The organism is Massilia rhizosphaerae, from assembly GCF_016093545.1.
Taxonomy (GTDB): domain Bacteria; phylum Pseudomonadota; class Gammaproteobacteria; order Burkholderiales; family Burkholderiaceae_D; genus Telluria; species Telluria rhizosphaerae.
In genome coordinates, this window is the sequence record NZ_JADKYX010000001.1 from 711208 (window position 1) to 727414 (window position 16207).

At 69.8% G+C, this 16207-nt stretch carries 7 protein-coding genes and 1 riboswitch; of the genes, 3 read left to right on the plus strand and 4 right to left on the minus strand.

The annotated features are described in order from the left end of the window. Positions 1-101: 101 nt before the first annotated feature. A complete protein-coding gene (locus tag ISF28_RS02990) occupies positions 102-1826 on the plus strand; it encodes a ShlB/FhaC/HecB family hemolysin secretion/activation protein (RefSeq protein WP_198115623.1) in 1725 nt (574 codons plus the stop codon). 13 nt (positions 1827-1839) lie between these two features. After that, positions 1840-9708: a two-partner secretion domain-containing protein gene (locus ISF28_RS02995; RefSeq protein WP_198115624.1), complete on the plus strand. Its 7869-nt coding sequence runs from the start codon at positions 1840-1842 to the stop codon at positions 9706-9708. Positions 9709-9774: 66 nt separating this feature from the next. Here the strand turns inward: ISF28_RS02995 and mntP are convergent, their stop codons facing one another. From mntP to ISF28_RS03015, 4 genes are all read right to left on the minus strand, one after another. Next, positions 9775-10344: a manganese efflux pump MntP gene (gene mntP, locus ISF28_RS03000; protein ID WP_198115625.1), complete on the minus strand. Its 570-nt coding sequence runs from the start codon at positions 10342-10344 to the stop codon at positions 9775-9777. A 5-nt stretch (positions 10345-10349) separates the two neighbouring features. Then, a riboswitch (yybP-ykoY riboswitch) is annotated at positions 10350-10521 on the minus strand. Between the two features lie 38 nt (positions 10522-10559). Next, positions 10560-11867 (minus strand): sugar MFS transporter, encoded by a 1308-nt coding sequence (locus ISF28_RS03005; RefSeq protein WP_198115626.1) that lies wholly within the window; start codon positions 11865-11867, stop codon positions 10560-10562. Positions 11868-11881: 14 nt separating this feature from the next. Next, positions 11882-12859, minus strand: a complete 978-nt coding sequence (locus ISF28_RS03010) for a glucokinase (protein WP_198115627.1) — start codon at positions 12857-12859, stop codon at positions 11882-11884. Next, complete coding sequence (locus tag ISF28_RS03015) at positions 12856-15378, minus strand: glycoside hydrolase family 3 protein (RefSeq protein ID WP_198115628.1); 2523 nt, start codon at positions 15376-15378, stop codon at positions 12856-12858. The genes ISF28_RS03010 and ISF28_RS03015 overlap by 4 nt, the downstream gene beginning before the upstream one ends. A gap of 387 nt (positions 15379-15765) precedes the next feature. Between ISF28_RS03015 and ISF28_RS03020 the strand changes: the two genes are divergently transcribed. Next, positions 15766-16207: contractile injection system protein, VgrG/Pvc8 family (locus ISF28_RS03020; RefSeq protein ID WP_267876931.1), on the plus strand; the 442-nt coding region annotated here is incomplete at its 3' end.

Below are 16207 nucleotides of genomic sequence, written 5' to 3' on the forward strand. Positions count from 1 at the left end.
AGCGGGCAAATCGGAAAATCCGGAGGCACGCTGCACGTTCCCGGCCGCGCCGCCAACGCGCGCCGGCGTCTTCGACCACTTCCAGGATTTCTTCGCGCTCCATGGCCATCTCCCAGTTTCCGACACGGCTCGCCTGTGCCCTCGCGGCCGCCTTTGCCGTCACTCCCGACCTGTACGCCCAGACGGGCATCGACCCGGCCGCGGCCGCGCAGCGCGCCGACGTGCTGCAACGCCAGCAGGACGAGCGCCTCAAACGCGACATCGAAGCGGCGAAGCCGCGCGAGCGCAACGAACCCGGCATCGACACGAGCCGCCTGCATCCCCCGGTCGACGCGTCCGGCGCGGGCCCGCGCTGCCACGACATCGACGTCATCCGGATCAACGGCGCGCCGGGCCTGTCGCCCGCGGTGCGCGCCGAGATCGACGCGAAATTCAGCCACCGCTGCCTCGGCGTCGCCGAAATCGAAACGATCCTCGGCCTCATCACCAAGGACTACATCGACCGCGGCTACGTCACCACCCGCGCCTACCTGCCGGCGCAGGATCTCGGCAAGAAGCGCCTCGAGATCCTCGTGATCGAAGGCCGCCTCGGCGCGCTCAAGGTCGACGACGGCGCCCGCATCAATCCGTGGAACGTGTTCCCGCCGGCCGGCGGCCTGCTCAACCTGCGCGACATCGAACAGGGTATCGACCAGGTCAACCGCCTGTCGTCGAACAACGCCACGCTGGACATCCAGCCGGGCGCCGCGCCGGGCGAGAGCACCGTCGTCATCCACAACAAGCCGACGCGCCCCGTGCACGCCAGCCTGTCCGGCGACAACACGGGCTCGGAAAGCACGGGCCGCAACCAGGCCGGCTTCGCGCTCAGCACGGACGGCATCCTCGGCCTCAACGAGCTGCTGCTGGCCACCTACCGCCGTTCGCAGCCGAACGACATGGAGCACAAGGGTTCGGAGAGCAAGAGCGTGACCGCGATCGTCCCGTTCCGCTGGACCACGTTCACGGCGACGGCCAGCGACGCCGAATTCGTCAGCACCGTGCAGCTGCCCAGCGGCGAGGCGCTGAAATTCCAGGGCCGGTCGCGCAATGCGTCGCTGCGCGTCGACCAGCTCCTGTACCGCAACCAGGTCACCCGCGCCGGCGTGTACGGCAACCTGGCCGTCAAGGACAGCAAGAACTACCTGGGCGGCGAACTGCTCGGCGTCAGCAGCCGCAAGCTGTCGGTGTTCGACCTGGGCGGCACGGCCACCACCGAGCTGCTGGGCGGCGCGCTGTCCGTCGACCTGGGCTACTCGCGCGGCCTGGGCATCGCCGGCGCCCTGCACGACGCGGACGGCCTGGCCGGCAGCGCGCCGCGCGCGCAATTCGGCAAGGTCACGCTGAATGCCAACTGGTTGCGGCCTTTCAGGATAGGCAGCCTGGATGCGGGCGTGTCGTCCAGCCTGACGGGCCAGTACGCGCGCGACACGCTGTTCGGCTCCGAGCAGATGCTGATCGGCGGCCCGTACACCGTGCGCGGCTACTACAACAACACGCTGTCCGGCGACCACGGCGCCTACGTGCGCAACGAATTCTTCGTGCGGCCCGTGCTGCCGCTGTTCGGCCAGTCGCTGCCGCTGCGCGCCTACGCCGGCTTCGACGCGGGCCGGGTCAAGAACCGCGTGGCCGGCAACCCGGACGGCACGCTCACCGGGGCCGCGCTGGGGCTGAACATCGCGTTCAAGCGCACGTCGCTGGACGTGTCGGCCACGCGCGCCCTGCACCAACCGCAAGCCTTCCAGCACGAAGGCACCCTGACCTGGGTCCGCCTCAACATCGAGATTTGAAAGCACCGAGACCATGAACCGCTCGTATCGCCACGTCTGGAGCGCCGCCCGCGGCGCCTTCGTCATCGCCGCCGAAACCGCCCGCGGGCGCGGCAAGTCTGGCCGCGCCGTCAAGGCTTCCGCGCCCGTGCTGGCCGCCGCGCTGGCGGGCCTCGCCGCCGCCCCCGATCCCGCCTGGGCCCAGATCCAGACGCCGACCTCCGTCGTCCCCGCCGGCGGCAAGACCAACACGTATATCGCGCCGAACGGCGTGCCGGTCGTGAACATCGACACGCCGAACGGCGCCGGCATCTCGCACAACACGTTCAACACCTACAACGTCGAGGCCAATGGCCTCGTGCTGAACAACACGCCGTTCAAGCAGGCTGCGGTCGGCCAGTCCCAGCTGGCCGGAGGCCTGGTCGGCAACACGAACCTCAAGGACGCCGCGAAGGTCATCCTGAACGAGGTCACGTCGACCAACCGCTCCACCCTGGCCGGCTACACCGAGGTGTACGGCAACCGGGCCGACGTCATCGTCGTCAACCCGAACGGCCTGACCTGCACGGGCTGCGGTTTCATCAACACCGACCGCGTCACCCTGACGACCGGCGCGCCCGTGTGGGCCGCGGACGGCAACCTGATCGGCTTTAACGTCAGCCGCGGCGACATCGCGATCGGCGGCGCGGGCGTCAACGCGAGCGCCCAGCAGATCCTCGACCTCGTCGCACGCGCCGTCAAGATCGACGGCCAGGTCAACGTGGCAGACAACGGCGAACTCGGTGTGTTCACCGGCCCGATCGAATGGCATTACGACGGCCGCAACGTCGCCGGCACCATCGCGTCGGGCGCCGGCAAGCCGCAGTACGCGATCGATTCGACGGCGCTGGGCGGCATGTACGCGGGCCGCATCCGGCTGATCGCGACCGAGGCCGGCGTGGGCGTGCGCATGCTGGGCGACGCGGCGGCGAGCGCGGACGATTTCCGCATCGACGCGGCCGGCAAGGTTCTCATGCAGGGCCGCGTGTCGGCGGCGCGCGACGTCGCGCTCACGCAGACCGGCGGCACCGATGCCGGCCAGGTCGAAATCAGCGGCGCCAACACATCCGTCAGCGCCGCGCACGACCTGAAGGTCACGGCGGCCGGCGGCGTCCAGCTGACCGACGCCGCGCTCAAGGCCGGCAACGACCTGGCGATCCAGGCCGCCAGCCTCGCCGACACGTCGGCCGCCAACGCGACGCGCAGCGCCAACGCCGCCGTCGACGTCAAGGTCGCGGGTACCGCCACCCTGGCCGGCACCACCTGGGGCGCGGGCGGCGCGTTCGGCCTCGACGCCGACACCATCGCGGCCACGCACGCCACGCTGTACAGCGGGGCCGGCTCCAGCGGCGGCGCGCGCGCGCTGTCCCTCGGCGCCAACGGCGACATCACGCTCGACGACACCAAGGCCACCACCGCCGACAAGCTGGACGTGCGGGCGCGCGGCGGCGCCCTGCACATCACGGCGCCGACGCAACTGACGTCCGCCGCCGACACGGCGCTGCGTGCCGCGACGGCCATCGACAACGCCGGCAACGTGCTGGCCGGCGGCGCCCTCGCCATCGACGGCGGCGGCGCCGCGCCGCTGCAGTTGACCAACAGCGGCCTGCTGCAGGCGCAGGGCGCATTGACCGTCGGCGCCGCGCAGGCCGCCGTTGTCACCAACACGGGGCGCGCGCTCGCCGACACCATCGCGATCGACGCGACGACGCTGGCCAACGCCGGCGCGATGCAAGCCACCGACGGGATGACCATCACCGCGAGCGACGCCGTCACGAACGCCGCCGGCGCCACCTTGCTCGGCACGGGCGCCGGCAAGGACGTCGTACTGCGGGCTGCGAGCCTCGCCAATGCGGGCACCGTGCAATCGGCCGGCGCCCTCACCGTCAACCTTGCCGGCAGCGCGACGAACAGCGGCAATCTCCTGACGACGGCGGCAACAAGCGGCGGCGCGGACGGCACGCTCGCGCTGACGGCCGGCGGCATCGCCAACACGGGCACGGTCGCGGCCGCGGGCGCCGCCACGCTGACGAGCGCCGCGGACATCGACAACCGGGCACTGATCCAGGGCGCGACCGTCGGCATCGCGGCGGGCACCAGACTGACCAACGACGGCGTCGCCAGCGTCCTCGCGGGCCGCGACAGCGTCTCGGTGGCCGCGTACGACGTCGACAACACCGGCACCATCCAGGCCGGCAACGACGTGACCGTGCTGGCCCGCGGCACCTTCACCAACATGAATGCGATCCAGACCTTGGCGACCGGCGGCAGCCTCGCGCTGACCGGCGGGATCGTCACCAACGCCGGCACCGTGCAGGCGGCCGGCACGGCCAGCGTCAAGTCGACAGCGTCCACGCTGACGAACCGCGGCCAGCTCCTCGCCACGGGCGGCCTGGACATGAACGCCGCCACCGTGCTGCGCAACGCCGACGACAAGAGCGTCATCCAGACCCTCGGCAACTTCAGCGCTAAGGCCGGCCAGTTCGTCAACGGCGGCGTCGTCAGCGCGGGCAAGAACCTCGCGGTCGACAGCGCCGGCTCGATCGACACGGGCGGCCTGCTCGAAACGACGGCCACGGGCGGCAGCCTGGACCTGCACGGCACGTCGATCGGCAACGACGGTACGATCCGCTCGGCGGACGCCGCCACGCTCGTCGCGACGACGCAGTCGATCTCGAACAGCTACCAGATCAAGGCCGGCGCGGCGCTCGAGCTTCAGGCGGCGCAAGCGATCGGGAATACCGGTCCCGACGCAGTGCTGTCCGGCCGCACGCTGGCCGCGACGGCCGCCACCTTCGACAACAGCGGCACGGCCGAGGGCGCGGCGAGCGTGACGGTCGACGCCAGCGGCGCGCTCACGAACAGCCTCGCGCTGCAGACGACGGATGCCGGATCGGCGCTGACGCTGCGCGGCGGCACCATCGGCAACACGGGCACCATCGCCTCCAGCGGCAGCGCGAGCCTGACTTCGAGCACGGGGTCCATCGTCAACGCCAGCCAGGTCCAGGCCCAGGATGCGCTGACCGTGTCGACGGCGACGACCCTCGACAACAGCGGCAAGATCATCGGCCAGTCCGGCGTGACCGTGACCGGCGCGACGGGCTTCGGCGTGACCAACTCCGGCCGCGTCCAGGCGGCCGGCGCGCTGAACGTGGGCGCCGCGTCCGGCTCCGCCGCCTACCTGACCAATAGCGGCACGCTGTTCGGCGACACCCTCGGCGTGTACGCCGGCACCCTCACGAACCAGGGCCGCGTCCAGGCCAACGGCGCGGGCATCCTGAGCGGCACCGACGTCGTCAACCAGGGCAGCGGCGCCGTCGTCCTGATGGGCATGGACGGCAGCGCGAGCACGATCGCCGGCACCAACAGCGTGCGCAACGAAGGCGCGATCCACACGGCCGGCGACCTGGCCGTGTCCGCGCCGCGCCTCGACAACACGGGCACGGGCGGCATCTCGTCGGAAGCGAACCTGACGACGACGGCGACCGGCGCCGGCTTCGACAACGCGGGCGCGCTGTACGCTGGCGCCGCGCTGACCGTGAACGCGGCGGGACAGCTCTACAACAACACGATGACCGGCACGATGGACGCCAACGACATCGCGGTCAATGCGGGCACCTTCAACAACTACAACACCGTGATCGCGCTGCGCGACACGACGATCAACACGACCGACGCCTTCAACAACCTGCCGACGGGCCGGGTACCGAACGTGATCATCGCCCAGGTCGTCCCCGGCGCACTCACCGCGCCGTACGACTGGGAAGGCAATTGCGCGCTCTTCGACATGGGGTGCGACCACAACGTCACGTGGGACCAGCCCGAGAGCTGGATCCAGGGCCTGGACGGGGCGATGCCCACGCAGTTCGGCCAGGTCATCGCGGCCCGCACCATCAACGTCAACTATGGCCGGTCGGGCGCCAACCAGGCCTCGCTGATCTCGGCGCCGAACGTCAACATCAGCGGCAGCGGCACGTTCACCAATACGGACCTGCACCTGGAACAGATCGACTACGACCGCCGCTGGCACATGAGCAAGATCGGCCACCTGTTCGATCCCGACGAGTACTACTACAGCTACCCGACCACGGATGCGCAATACGGATGCCTGGACGGCGGCTGCTTCACCGGTTCCGCCGGCAGCGCGGGCGCGGCGCAGGCGGCCGCGCACCTGATGGAGACGGGCCGCCACGTGATCCAGAAGTGGAAGGCCGGCATCTACGCGACCAACCTGACGTTCACCGGCGGCAGCCTGATGAACCTCGGCTCGCCGTACCAGCAGGGCACGCAGGCGCAATCGGTGGGCGCCGACAGCGCCGTCGCCGCGAATCCGCTGGCGGGCACGCCGCTCGGCAGCACGCTCTCGGCGCTCGTCAACAGGCTGCCGGCGGACGCGAGGACGCAAAACGTCGCGGCCGCGCCGGCGCAGCAGTTCCAAGGCCTGAACCTGAACCTCCCGACGAACCCGAACGGCTACTTCGTCACGGCCAAGAACCCGAATTCGCAATACCTCGTCGAGACGAATCCGCTGTTCGGCGCCGGCAGCAACTCGGTCGGCTCCGACTACCTGACGAAACTCCTGCACATCAATCCGGACAAGGAAATCAAGCGACTGGGCGACGCCAACTACGAGGCGAAGCTCGTGCGCGACCAGCTGATCGCCCAGACCGGCGCCAACGTCCTGAAAGGCATGGACAGCGAGGCGGCGCAGATGCAGGCGCTGATGGACAACGCGTCCGACCAGGCGGCCAAGCTGGGCCTCGTGTACGGCCAGGCGCCGAGCCCGGACCAGGTCGCGAACCTGAAGGAAGACATGGTCTGGATGGTCGAAACCGTCGTGGGCGGCCAGAAGGTCGTCGCGCCGGTCGTCTACCTCGCCAAGTCGACCAAGGACGCCATCGAAGGCGACGGTCCGGTGCTCTCGGCCACCAACATGAAGATCGACGCCGGCTCGGTCACGAACACGGGCGGCACGATCAAGGGCGACAAGCTGGACATCACCGCCAAGGGCGACATCACCAACACGGGCGGCAAGATCAAGGGCGGCGACGTCTCGGTCAAGTCGACCGACGGCAGCATCGTCAACCAGACAGTGGCCGAGACGCGCGGCGGCAAGGACTTCGCGCACACGACCATCGGCGCGGCCGCGGGCATCGAAGCGACGGGCAAGCTGAATCTCGACGCGGGCAAGGACATCGTCGTCAAGGGCGCCGACGTCAAGGCGGGCGGAGACGCCAGCCTGGCCGCCGGCGGCAAGGTGTCGTTCGACACGATCCAGAACACGACCGCCGACGCGACCATGCACCGCAGCGCCGGCCTGCTGGGCGGCGAAGGCAGCGGCAGCAGCCTCGCCACGACGACCAACATCGGGTCGAACCTGACGAGCGGCGGCAACCTCAAGATCAAGAGCGGCGGCGACACCACGATCGCGGGCTCGCAGGTGAAGGTCGGCGGCGACCTGGCGCTGGACGCCAAGGGCGGCGTCAACGTCATCTCGCGCCAGGACACGCGCGAAGCGACGAGCTATTCGGAGCACTCCGGCCTCGGCGTCGGCGGCGGCCTGTTCGGCAATACGTCGACGACCACCGACAACTTCCAGGGCCGCAACGTGGCCGCCGGCATAGCCGTCAAGGGCGACGCCGCCATCAAGAGCGGCGCCACCCTCACCCTGCAGGGGTCGAAACTGAACGTGGGCGGCGGCGCCGACATCCAGGCGGACCAGGTGCAGGTGCTGGCCGGCCAGGACGTCGACCGCACGACCACGACCACCAAGACGACGAGCTTCCTGAAGCTGGATGGCGCCGGCGGCGACTCGTCCGCGGGCGCGGGCGCGACTGCCGGCAAGGGCGTCGGCAGCAAGGCCGGCGTGGGCGTGGGCGCGGAAGCGCATGCGGGCGCCAGCGCGTCCGGCAGCGCGGGCGTCACCCTGGCCGAGACCAAGACGACCACCAGCTCCGACTACAACGCGCACGCCGTCGGTTCGGAAATCAACGTCGGCAAGGACTTGAAGGTGAAGGCCGACAAGGACATCACGCTGCAGGGCGCCAAGGTGAACACGGGCGGCGACGCCAACCTGGACGCGAAGAACGTCAACGTGCTCGCGTCGCAGGACGTGCACACCTCCAGCAGCAAGACGACGACGACGCAGATCGGCCTGTACGCGGACTCGAACAACGACGCGTCGGCCAGCGCCGGCGCGCGCACCGGCATGGTGTCGGCCGCCGGCGCCGAAGCGGGCGCCAACTCGGACACGACGATCGACGTCATGCGCACCAAGACCACGCAGACGGACAGCCTGAACATCCACAACAACGGCACCACGATCAATGCGAACGGCAAGTTGAACATCAACGCCGCCGACAAGTTGAGCGTGCAGGGCTCGGACCTGAGCGGCGACAAGGGCGTCGCCGTGAAGGCGAAGGACATGTCGTTCACCGCCGCGACCGACGTCGACCAGACGACCACCACGACGACCAAGACGTCGGCCGGCCTGTACATCAGCGGCGGCGCCAAGGCCGAAGCGGGCGCGTCGTCCGGCATGCTGGGCGGCAGCGCGTCAGCGTCCGCGGACGCCAAGGCCGGCGTGGGCCTGCAGGCCCGCCATTCGGATTCGACGGACGCGTCGGGCACGACGACGGCGCAGGTGTCGACGATCCGCTCGGGCAACGGCGACGTCACGCGCACGGCGACGGGCAACATCACGGACGTGGGCACCAACATCGACGCGGCGGGCAACTTCACCCAGTCCGCCACGACGATCGACAGCAAGGCGGCCGCCAACACCAGCTGGTCGAACAGCGCGTCGTCGTCGCACGAGGCGCGCATCGGCGTGTACGCGGACGCCGGCGCCAGCGCCGACGCCACGGGCGAGTCGGGCGCGGGTGCCAGCGTCGGCGTCGAGGCGCAGTACACGGGCACGCAATCGTCGTCCAGCGCGAACAGCAGCAAGGCGGTGGTGTCGACCATCCACGCGGGCGGCAAGGTCACCAGCACGTCGACCGGCGCCACGACGATGGAAGGCACCAAGATCAAGGGCGACGGCGGCGTCGAAATCGGCGCCAAGTCGCTGGACTACAAGGCCGCGCACGACACGTCCAGCAGCAGCTCGAGCGACCAGACCATCAACGCGTCGGCCAACATCGGCGTCGGCGTGGGGTCCAAGACCGTCGAGGGCGGCGCCAGCGGCGGCTTCGACAAGTCCAGCGCCAGCGCGAACTCGTCGACGGCCGTCACGGGCGGCATCCAGTCCGGCGCGGGACTGGTCGTCAAGACGCAGGGCGACGCGCACTTCGAAGGCACCGACATCGCGGCCAAGGGCGACGCCACGGTCAGCGCCGGCGGCATGCTGACGATGGACGCGGCGCGCAACGAAAGCAGCTCGTCCAGCAGCTCCAGCTCGTTCCAGGCCGGCATCGAACTGTCGGGCGGCGGCGGCGAAGGCGGCGGCAAAGGCGGCGGCAAGGGCGGCGAATCGTCCGCGGGCTTGACGGCGGAAGGCGGGTTCCAGAACGACACCAGCCATGCCAGCCAGGCCGTCACCGGCAGCGTCAAGTCGGGCGGCAACCTGACCTTGAGCGCGGGCGGACAGGCCAGCTTCGAGGGCACCCGAATGAAGGCGGACGGCACGGCAAAGGTGACCGGCGGCTCGGTCGACTTCAAGGATGCGAAGAGCACGAGCAGCAGCACCAGCTCGGGCTTCGCGGCCGGCATCGGCGTCTCCGGCAGCAGCAAGGACGGCGAGAAGAGCGGCACCGGCGCGGCCAGCGTCGAAGGCGGCTATTCCAGCACGAGCCAGTCCACGTCCACCGGCGCGACGCTGGAAGCGGGCAAGGGCGTGGAGGTGAAGACCGCGCCCGCAAACTGACCGGCGCCGGCCGGCATGTCGACGGCGGCCGGGAAACCGGTCGCCGCTTTTCTTCTTGGGCCGTCGTCAGGCGCGTCCGATGTGCTCATACAAGATCGCGCACCCGATCCCGATCAGCACCACGCCGCCCACCAGTTCCGCGCGCTTGCCCACCAGCGTGCCGAGGCCGCGCCCCACCATCACGCCGAGCGTCACCATGACGAACGTGGACAGCCCGATGGCGCCGGCCACGGTGAGAATGTTCGCATCGATGAACGCGAGGCCCACGCCCACGGCCAGCGCGTCGATGCTCGTCGCGACGCCCGTCACCGCCAGCAGCCAGAAAGAGTGCGAGGACGGTTTTTCGTGCGCCTCGTCGTCCGCGCCGGACAAGCCTGCGCGGATCATGCGCAGGCCGAGGACGCCCAGCAGCGCGAACGCGATCCAGTGGTCCCACGCTTCGACGTACGGCGCCGCCCAATGGCCGAGGGCCCAGCCGACGAGGGGCGTGATCCCTTCGATGACGCCGAAGATGGCGCCCGTGCGCAGGGCTTCGCGGAGGTGGGGACGTTGCAGCGCGGCGCCCTTGCCGACGGCGACGGCGAATGCGTCGGTGGACATGGCGAGGGCAAGAGCAGCGGTGGCGAGGAAATTCATTCACGGTTCCAGTCGGGCAGGGACGATGGCATGCCGGCGCGGCCCGATGAACGCGCAGGCATACCAAAGGTCTTGCCAACCGAAACGGCTGCCCGTGCCACGCCGGCACTGGACCGGCGAGTATGTTGACACGGGCGCTTCCGCGCGGGCGGAAGCAGGCTACTCCCCAATGGGATGCCCGCATTCTACCGTAAATCCCACCCGGATGACCAGGCTCACGCCGGTCCGTCACCCGCGCGGTGCAGGTTGGCGTAGCGCAGGCCGAAGAACAGGATGAAGCCGTAGCAGGCGGCCGGCACGAGGAACGACGGCTGCACGCCGATGCGGTCCGCCAGCATGCCCTGCGCGAACGGCACGATGGCGCCGCCCACGATGGCCATGCACAGGACGCCCGACCCCTGCCCCGTGTGGCGTCCGAGGCCGTGCAGCGCCATGCTGAAGATCGTCGGGAACATGATCGAGTTGCACAGGCCGACCGCGAGCAGCGCCCACATCGCGGCGCGGCCGTCGCCGCAGACGGCGGCCAGCACGAGCGCGATGGCGGCCAGCGCGTTGAACGCGAGCGCCTTGCCCGGGCTGACGACGCGCATCACCCCGAAACCGATGAAGCGGCCGACCAGCGCCCCGCCCCAGTACACGCTGACGTAGCCTGCGGCCTGTGCGGCCGGCATGCCGACGACGTGCGCGTCGCCGAGGAAGCTGACGAGGAAGCTGCCGATGCTCACTTCACCGCCCACGTACAGGAAGATGGCGACGGCACCCAGCACGAGGTGACGGTAGCCGAGCACCGAGCCCGCCGCCGCTGCCGCATCGCCGTCCGCATGCTCGATGCGCGGCAGCCGGGCCAGCGCGAACAGCGCGGCCAGGATCGCGAGCGCCGCCGCCAGCGCCAGGTAGGGTCCCTGCACGGTGGCCGCTTCGTGCGCGCGGTGCGCCGCCTGCCCGGCCGCGTCCAGCCGCGCGACCTGGTCCGCCGTCAGGCTGTTCGCCCCGGCCAGGATCAGCGCGCCGCCGGCCAGCGGGCCCACCGTCGTGCCGAGCGAGTTGAGGGCCTGCGTGAACGTGAGCCGGCTCGACGCCGTGGCCGGCGGACCGAGGACGGTCACGTACGGATTCGCGGCCACCTGCAAAATCGTGATGCCGGCCGCCAGCACGAAGAACGCGAACAGGAACAGACCGTAGCCGCCCCGTGCGGCCGGATAGAACAGCGCGCAGCCGGCGGCCGCGATCAACAGGCCCGTGACGGCGCCCTTCTGGTAGCCGAGCCGGCGGATCAGCGCGCCGGCCGGCAGCGACACGATGAAATACGCGCCGAAGAAGCAGAACTGCACGAGCATGGCCTGCACGTAGTTCAGCGTGTAGATCGCCTTGAGGTGCGGGATCAGCACGTCGTTCAGCGATGTGAGCAAGCCCCACATGAAGAACAGGATCGTGATGATGACGAGCGGACCCGTGTTCGCCGCCTGCGTGCCGGGTGCGGCCGCCAGCGGCGCCGTGCCCGTGGTGTTCGGTGATGCTGCCATGAAGTCTCCTGATTTTATGATTGTCGTGATGCGGCGTCGAGCATGGCGGCCACGCCGCGCAGCGCGGGATACGGCTCCGTGACGAGCCACGTCGGGATGCGCGCCAGGTAAGGCTGCAGCCGGCCCTTGCCCTCGAACCGGGCGCGGAACGCGGATGCGTGGAACAGGGACCCCAGCCGCGGCACGATGCCGCCGCCGATGTACATGCCGCCGGTCGCACCCAATGTCAATGCAACGTTGCCGGCCACGCTGCCCAGCACCGCGCAGAACACCTCGACCGTCTCGCGGCATGCGGCGCACGTGCCGTCCAGCGCCCGCGCCGTGATGGCGGCCGCCGCCAGGCGTTCGCCCGCCAGCACGCGGTGGATCGCTTCCAGCCCCGGGCCGGACAGCAGGCGCTCGGCGGACACGTGCCCGTGTTCTTCCCACAGCGCGTCCAGGATGCGCATTTCCTGGCGCGAGACGGGCGCGAAGCTGGCGTGGCCGCCCTCGCCCGCCAGCGCGAGCCAGCGCGTCCCCTCCGGTCCGGTGGCCGGGACGACGGCCGACACGCCCAGCCCCGTGCCCGGCCCGATCAGGCCGATGGGACGGCCCGGCACGGCCGCGCCGTCGCATCCGCCGACGCGTTCGCGGCCGCTTTCGTCCAGGTACGGCAAGGCCATCGCAAGCGCGGCGAAATCGTTCACGACGAGCAGCAGGTCCAGTCCGCGCGCAGCGCGCAGCGCCGCGATCGAAAAGCGCCAGTGGTGGTTCGTCATGCTCACCCAGTCGCCTTCGACGGGGTTGGCGATGGCGATGGCCGCGTGGCGGATGCCGTCCGTCGCCAGGCCCCGCGCGGCCGCGCGGGCCAGGTAGGCGTCCATCGCGGCGCCGACGTCGCCGTAGTCGCGGCAGGCCAGCACCTCGATGTCCGCGAACCCGCGGCCAGGGGCCTGCAGCGCGAAGCGGGCATTCGTGCCGCCGATGTCGGCCAGCAGCCGGTAAGCGCTCATTGCAGCGCCTCGCACGCCACGGCGCCCTCGGCCCGCCCCTTCGCCGTCACGTCGACGTTGCCGAAATCGGCCGCGAACGGGCCGTCGCTCGTCACGCTGAACGGCGTGTCCACGCGCGCCAGGTCGGCGCCGCGGGCACGGAAGCAGGCGAGCGGAATCGCGACGGCATGCCGCCCCGTCCCGGCCAGCCGCGTGAACAGCCTGGTCGCATCGAGCGGCGTGCCGCATGGCTTGGCGCCGCACGCCATCGCGATCGTCACCTTGCCGGCGGGTGCGGCCGCCACGACCGTGTCGAACCGCAGCACCCCCTTGTCCGCCAGCGCGGCCGGCAGTGCGAGCGGCCGGGTGCCGTGCGCCTCGAACGTCGCAGGCCCCGTCCACGTGACGCGCTTCGCGTCCTGCTGCGTCTTGATCTGCGCGATGCCGACCGTGATGCCCGGCAGCGTGGTCGTCGCATTCAGGTCGGCGCCGAGCGGCGCCACCTTCGCGCCGCTGCGGATGCGCAGGGGGAAGCTGGCGCGGTCCGCGTGGCCGTACACGGGATACGTGTCCGCCGCGCTGCAGCCGCCCGCCGGATACGTCGCGTCGAGCTGGCCGAGGTGCGAACGCTGCCCGCGCTTCAAGCCATAGCCGTAGGCGAACAGCGGCGCATAGCCGGCGTCGCCCACGTTCAGCGGCGTCTGGCACACGGACTTCGGCCACGAGAACGACAGCCGGCCGTTGAAGTCATACGGCTGCGCGTCCTTGGCGGCGACGAGCAGGTCGGACACGCCCTTGCCTTCCGTGCCCGGCAGCCAGGCCGCGATGAAGGTGTCCGACAGGTTCAGCAAATCGTTGACCCACAGTGGCCGCCCGGACAGGAACACGGTCACGACGGGCTTACCCTTGCCGTGCACCTTCCGCAGCACGGCCAGGTCTTCCGGATAACGGCTCGAATGGCGCAGCGTCCCGGACGGCACGATGTCGCCGTCGCCTTCCGCGTACGGGCTTTCGCCGATCACGGCGATGACGGCGTCGAACCTGGACGGATCCACATGCGCCGCATCCGCGCTGTACGTGACGTCGGCGCCGGCCGCCTTCAGGCCGGCGAGGATCGTGTCGGCTTTCGGGAAATCGGCATTGGTGTTCGCCGTGCCCTGCCACGTCAGCGCCCAGCCGCCCGTCTGTTCGGGCACGCTGTCGGCGGCCTTGCCGACGACGAGGATGCGGCGGCCGGCCGCCAACGGCAGCGCCGGCCCTTCGTTCTTGAGCAGCACCAGCGATTCGCGCACGGCGCGCCGGCCCACCTCCTTCGCCTGCAGCGCGTCGTCCTTGCCGGCCCACGCGGATTGCGACGGCCGCTTGCCGAACACGCCGGCCCGCAGCTTGACCCGCACGATGCGGCTGACGGCGTCGTCGATGCGCGCCAGCGGGATGCGGCCGGCCTCGACATCCTTGACCGTGTTGGCGATGAAGGCTTTCCAGTCGTTCGGCACCATCACCATGTCGATGCCGGCATTGATCGCCTGGGCGCACTCGTCGTTGCGGCAGCCCGGCACTTCGCCGATGCCGTTCCAGTCCGTGACGACGAAGCCGTCGAAGCCCATCTTGTCCTTGAGGACGTCGGTGAGCAGGTAGCGGTTGCCGTGCATCTTGCCGTAATCGCGGCCCGCCACGACGTCGTTCCAGGAGTTGAACGAGGCCATCACGGTCTGCGCGCCCGCCTCGATGCCGGCGACATAGCCTTGCGCGTGGATGGCCAGCAGGTCGTGCTCGCCGACCTTCGCGACGCCCGTGTTGACGCCGAATTCGGTGCCGCCGTCGGCCATGAAGTGCTTGATGCTGGCGATGACGTTGGCGTCGCCCTTCAACGCGCCCTGCAGGCCCGTCACGTAGGGACCGGCGAGGCGCTTGACCAGTTGCGGGTCTTCCGAAAAGCTTTCGTACGTGCGCCCCCAGCGGTCGTCGCGCACGACGGCGACGGTCGGGCCGAACACCCAGGCGATGCCGGTGGCGCGCACGGCCTTGCCGGTCGCCGCGCCGATGGCCTGCACCAGCGCCGGATCGCGCGCGGCGCCCAGACCGATATTGTGCGGGAAGATCGTGGCGCCGTAGGCGTTGTTGTGGCCGTGGACGGCGTCCGTGCCCCAGATCATCGGCACCTTGACCGCCATGTCGGTCGCCATCGAGGCGTCGTAGTACGCGTCGGCCAGCGCCAGCCAGTCGGCGGCGTGCGCGTGCTTGTCGTTGTGCGGCCAGCTGCCGCCGCCGTTCAGCACGGAGCCGAGGTAGTAGGTGCGCACGTCGTCCGGCGTCACGGACTTGATCTCGGCCTGCGTCATCTGGCCGATCTTTTGGGCGAGGGTCATCTTGCCGACGATCTCGCGCACACGCGCCTCGAGCGCGGCGTCCGGCGCGATCGCGCTCGTCAGGCGCGGCCAGGATGTCGGTTGCGGCGTTGCCGGCGCGGCAGCGGCGCCGCCGGCGGCCAGCGCCAGCGCGCACGCCACGGCCAGGCGCATGGTGCGGTTGATGTTCATGCGGTTATCTCCAGGGGTCGTCTCGTTATGGGTCGGCGCCGATTGGAAAGGTTTCCACCGGCGCCCGCGAATATTGAATGCAAACGCCCGCGCTGTCAATCATCCGCTGATGCCGATTGTCCGGCGCGTGACGCTGGAATGTCTCCCCGCAGCTGCGCGGCATGAATCAGCATGGGGATTCCCCTGTCCGCAAGCCTTCATCGGCTCACCTTGAGATCAACCAAGCTGAGCAAGATCAGCTCATGCAACGGACATCCGTTGCCATTCTGCCGCCCCAGAGACAACAGCAGAGTTCGATTTTTGCCTTTTATCAAAGTCGCCCAAGACCTGTTGGTTACCTTAGCCAATGGCAAATTCTGATACCTGATAAGCCATGGGAGGCAATACATGGATGGAAGCCAAGCGATCGCGGCAGGGGCTACGCTATCGGCGTTCGGTTTCGATGCACAACACGACCGCCTGATGCGCCTGGCCTTCCCCCGCAATGACGGGCCGGATTCCATCCTGCTGCCGAACCGATTAAAGGCGCACGAGGAAGTCTCGCGCTGCTTCCGCGTCGAGGTCGAACTCCTGTCGGACGACGCGCGGATTCCCCTGAAGGCGATGATGGGCAGGATGGTGACGATCTCGCTCGTGCGCGAAGACGGATCGCTGCGCTACTTCAACGGCTACGTCACCGAATTCCAATTCCTGCGCACCGACGGCGGTTTCGCGTTCTACCGGATGGTGCTCGAACCGTGGCTGGCCTTCGCCAAGCTGCGCAAGGACAACGTGTCCTTCCACGGCAAAAGCGTCATCGAACTGACCGAGCTCACATTTGCCCATTACC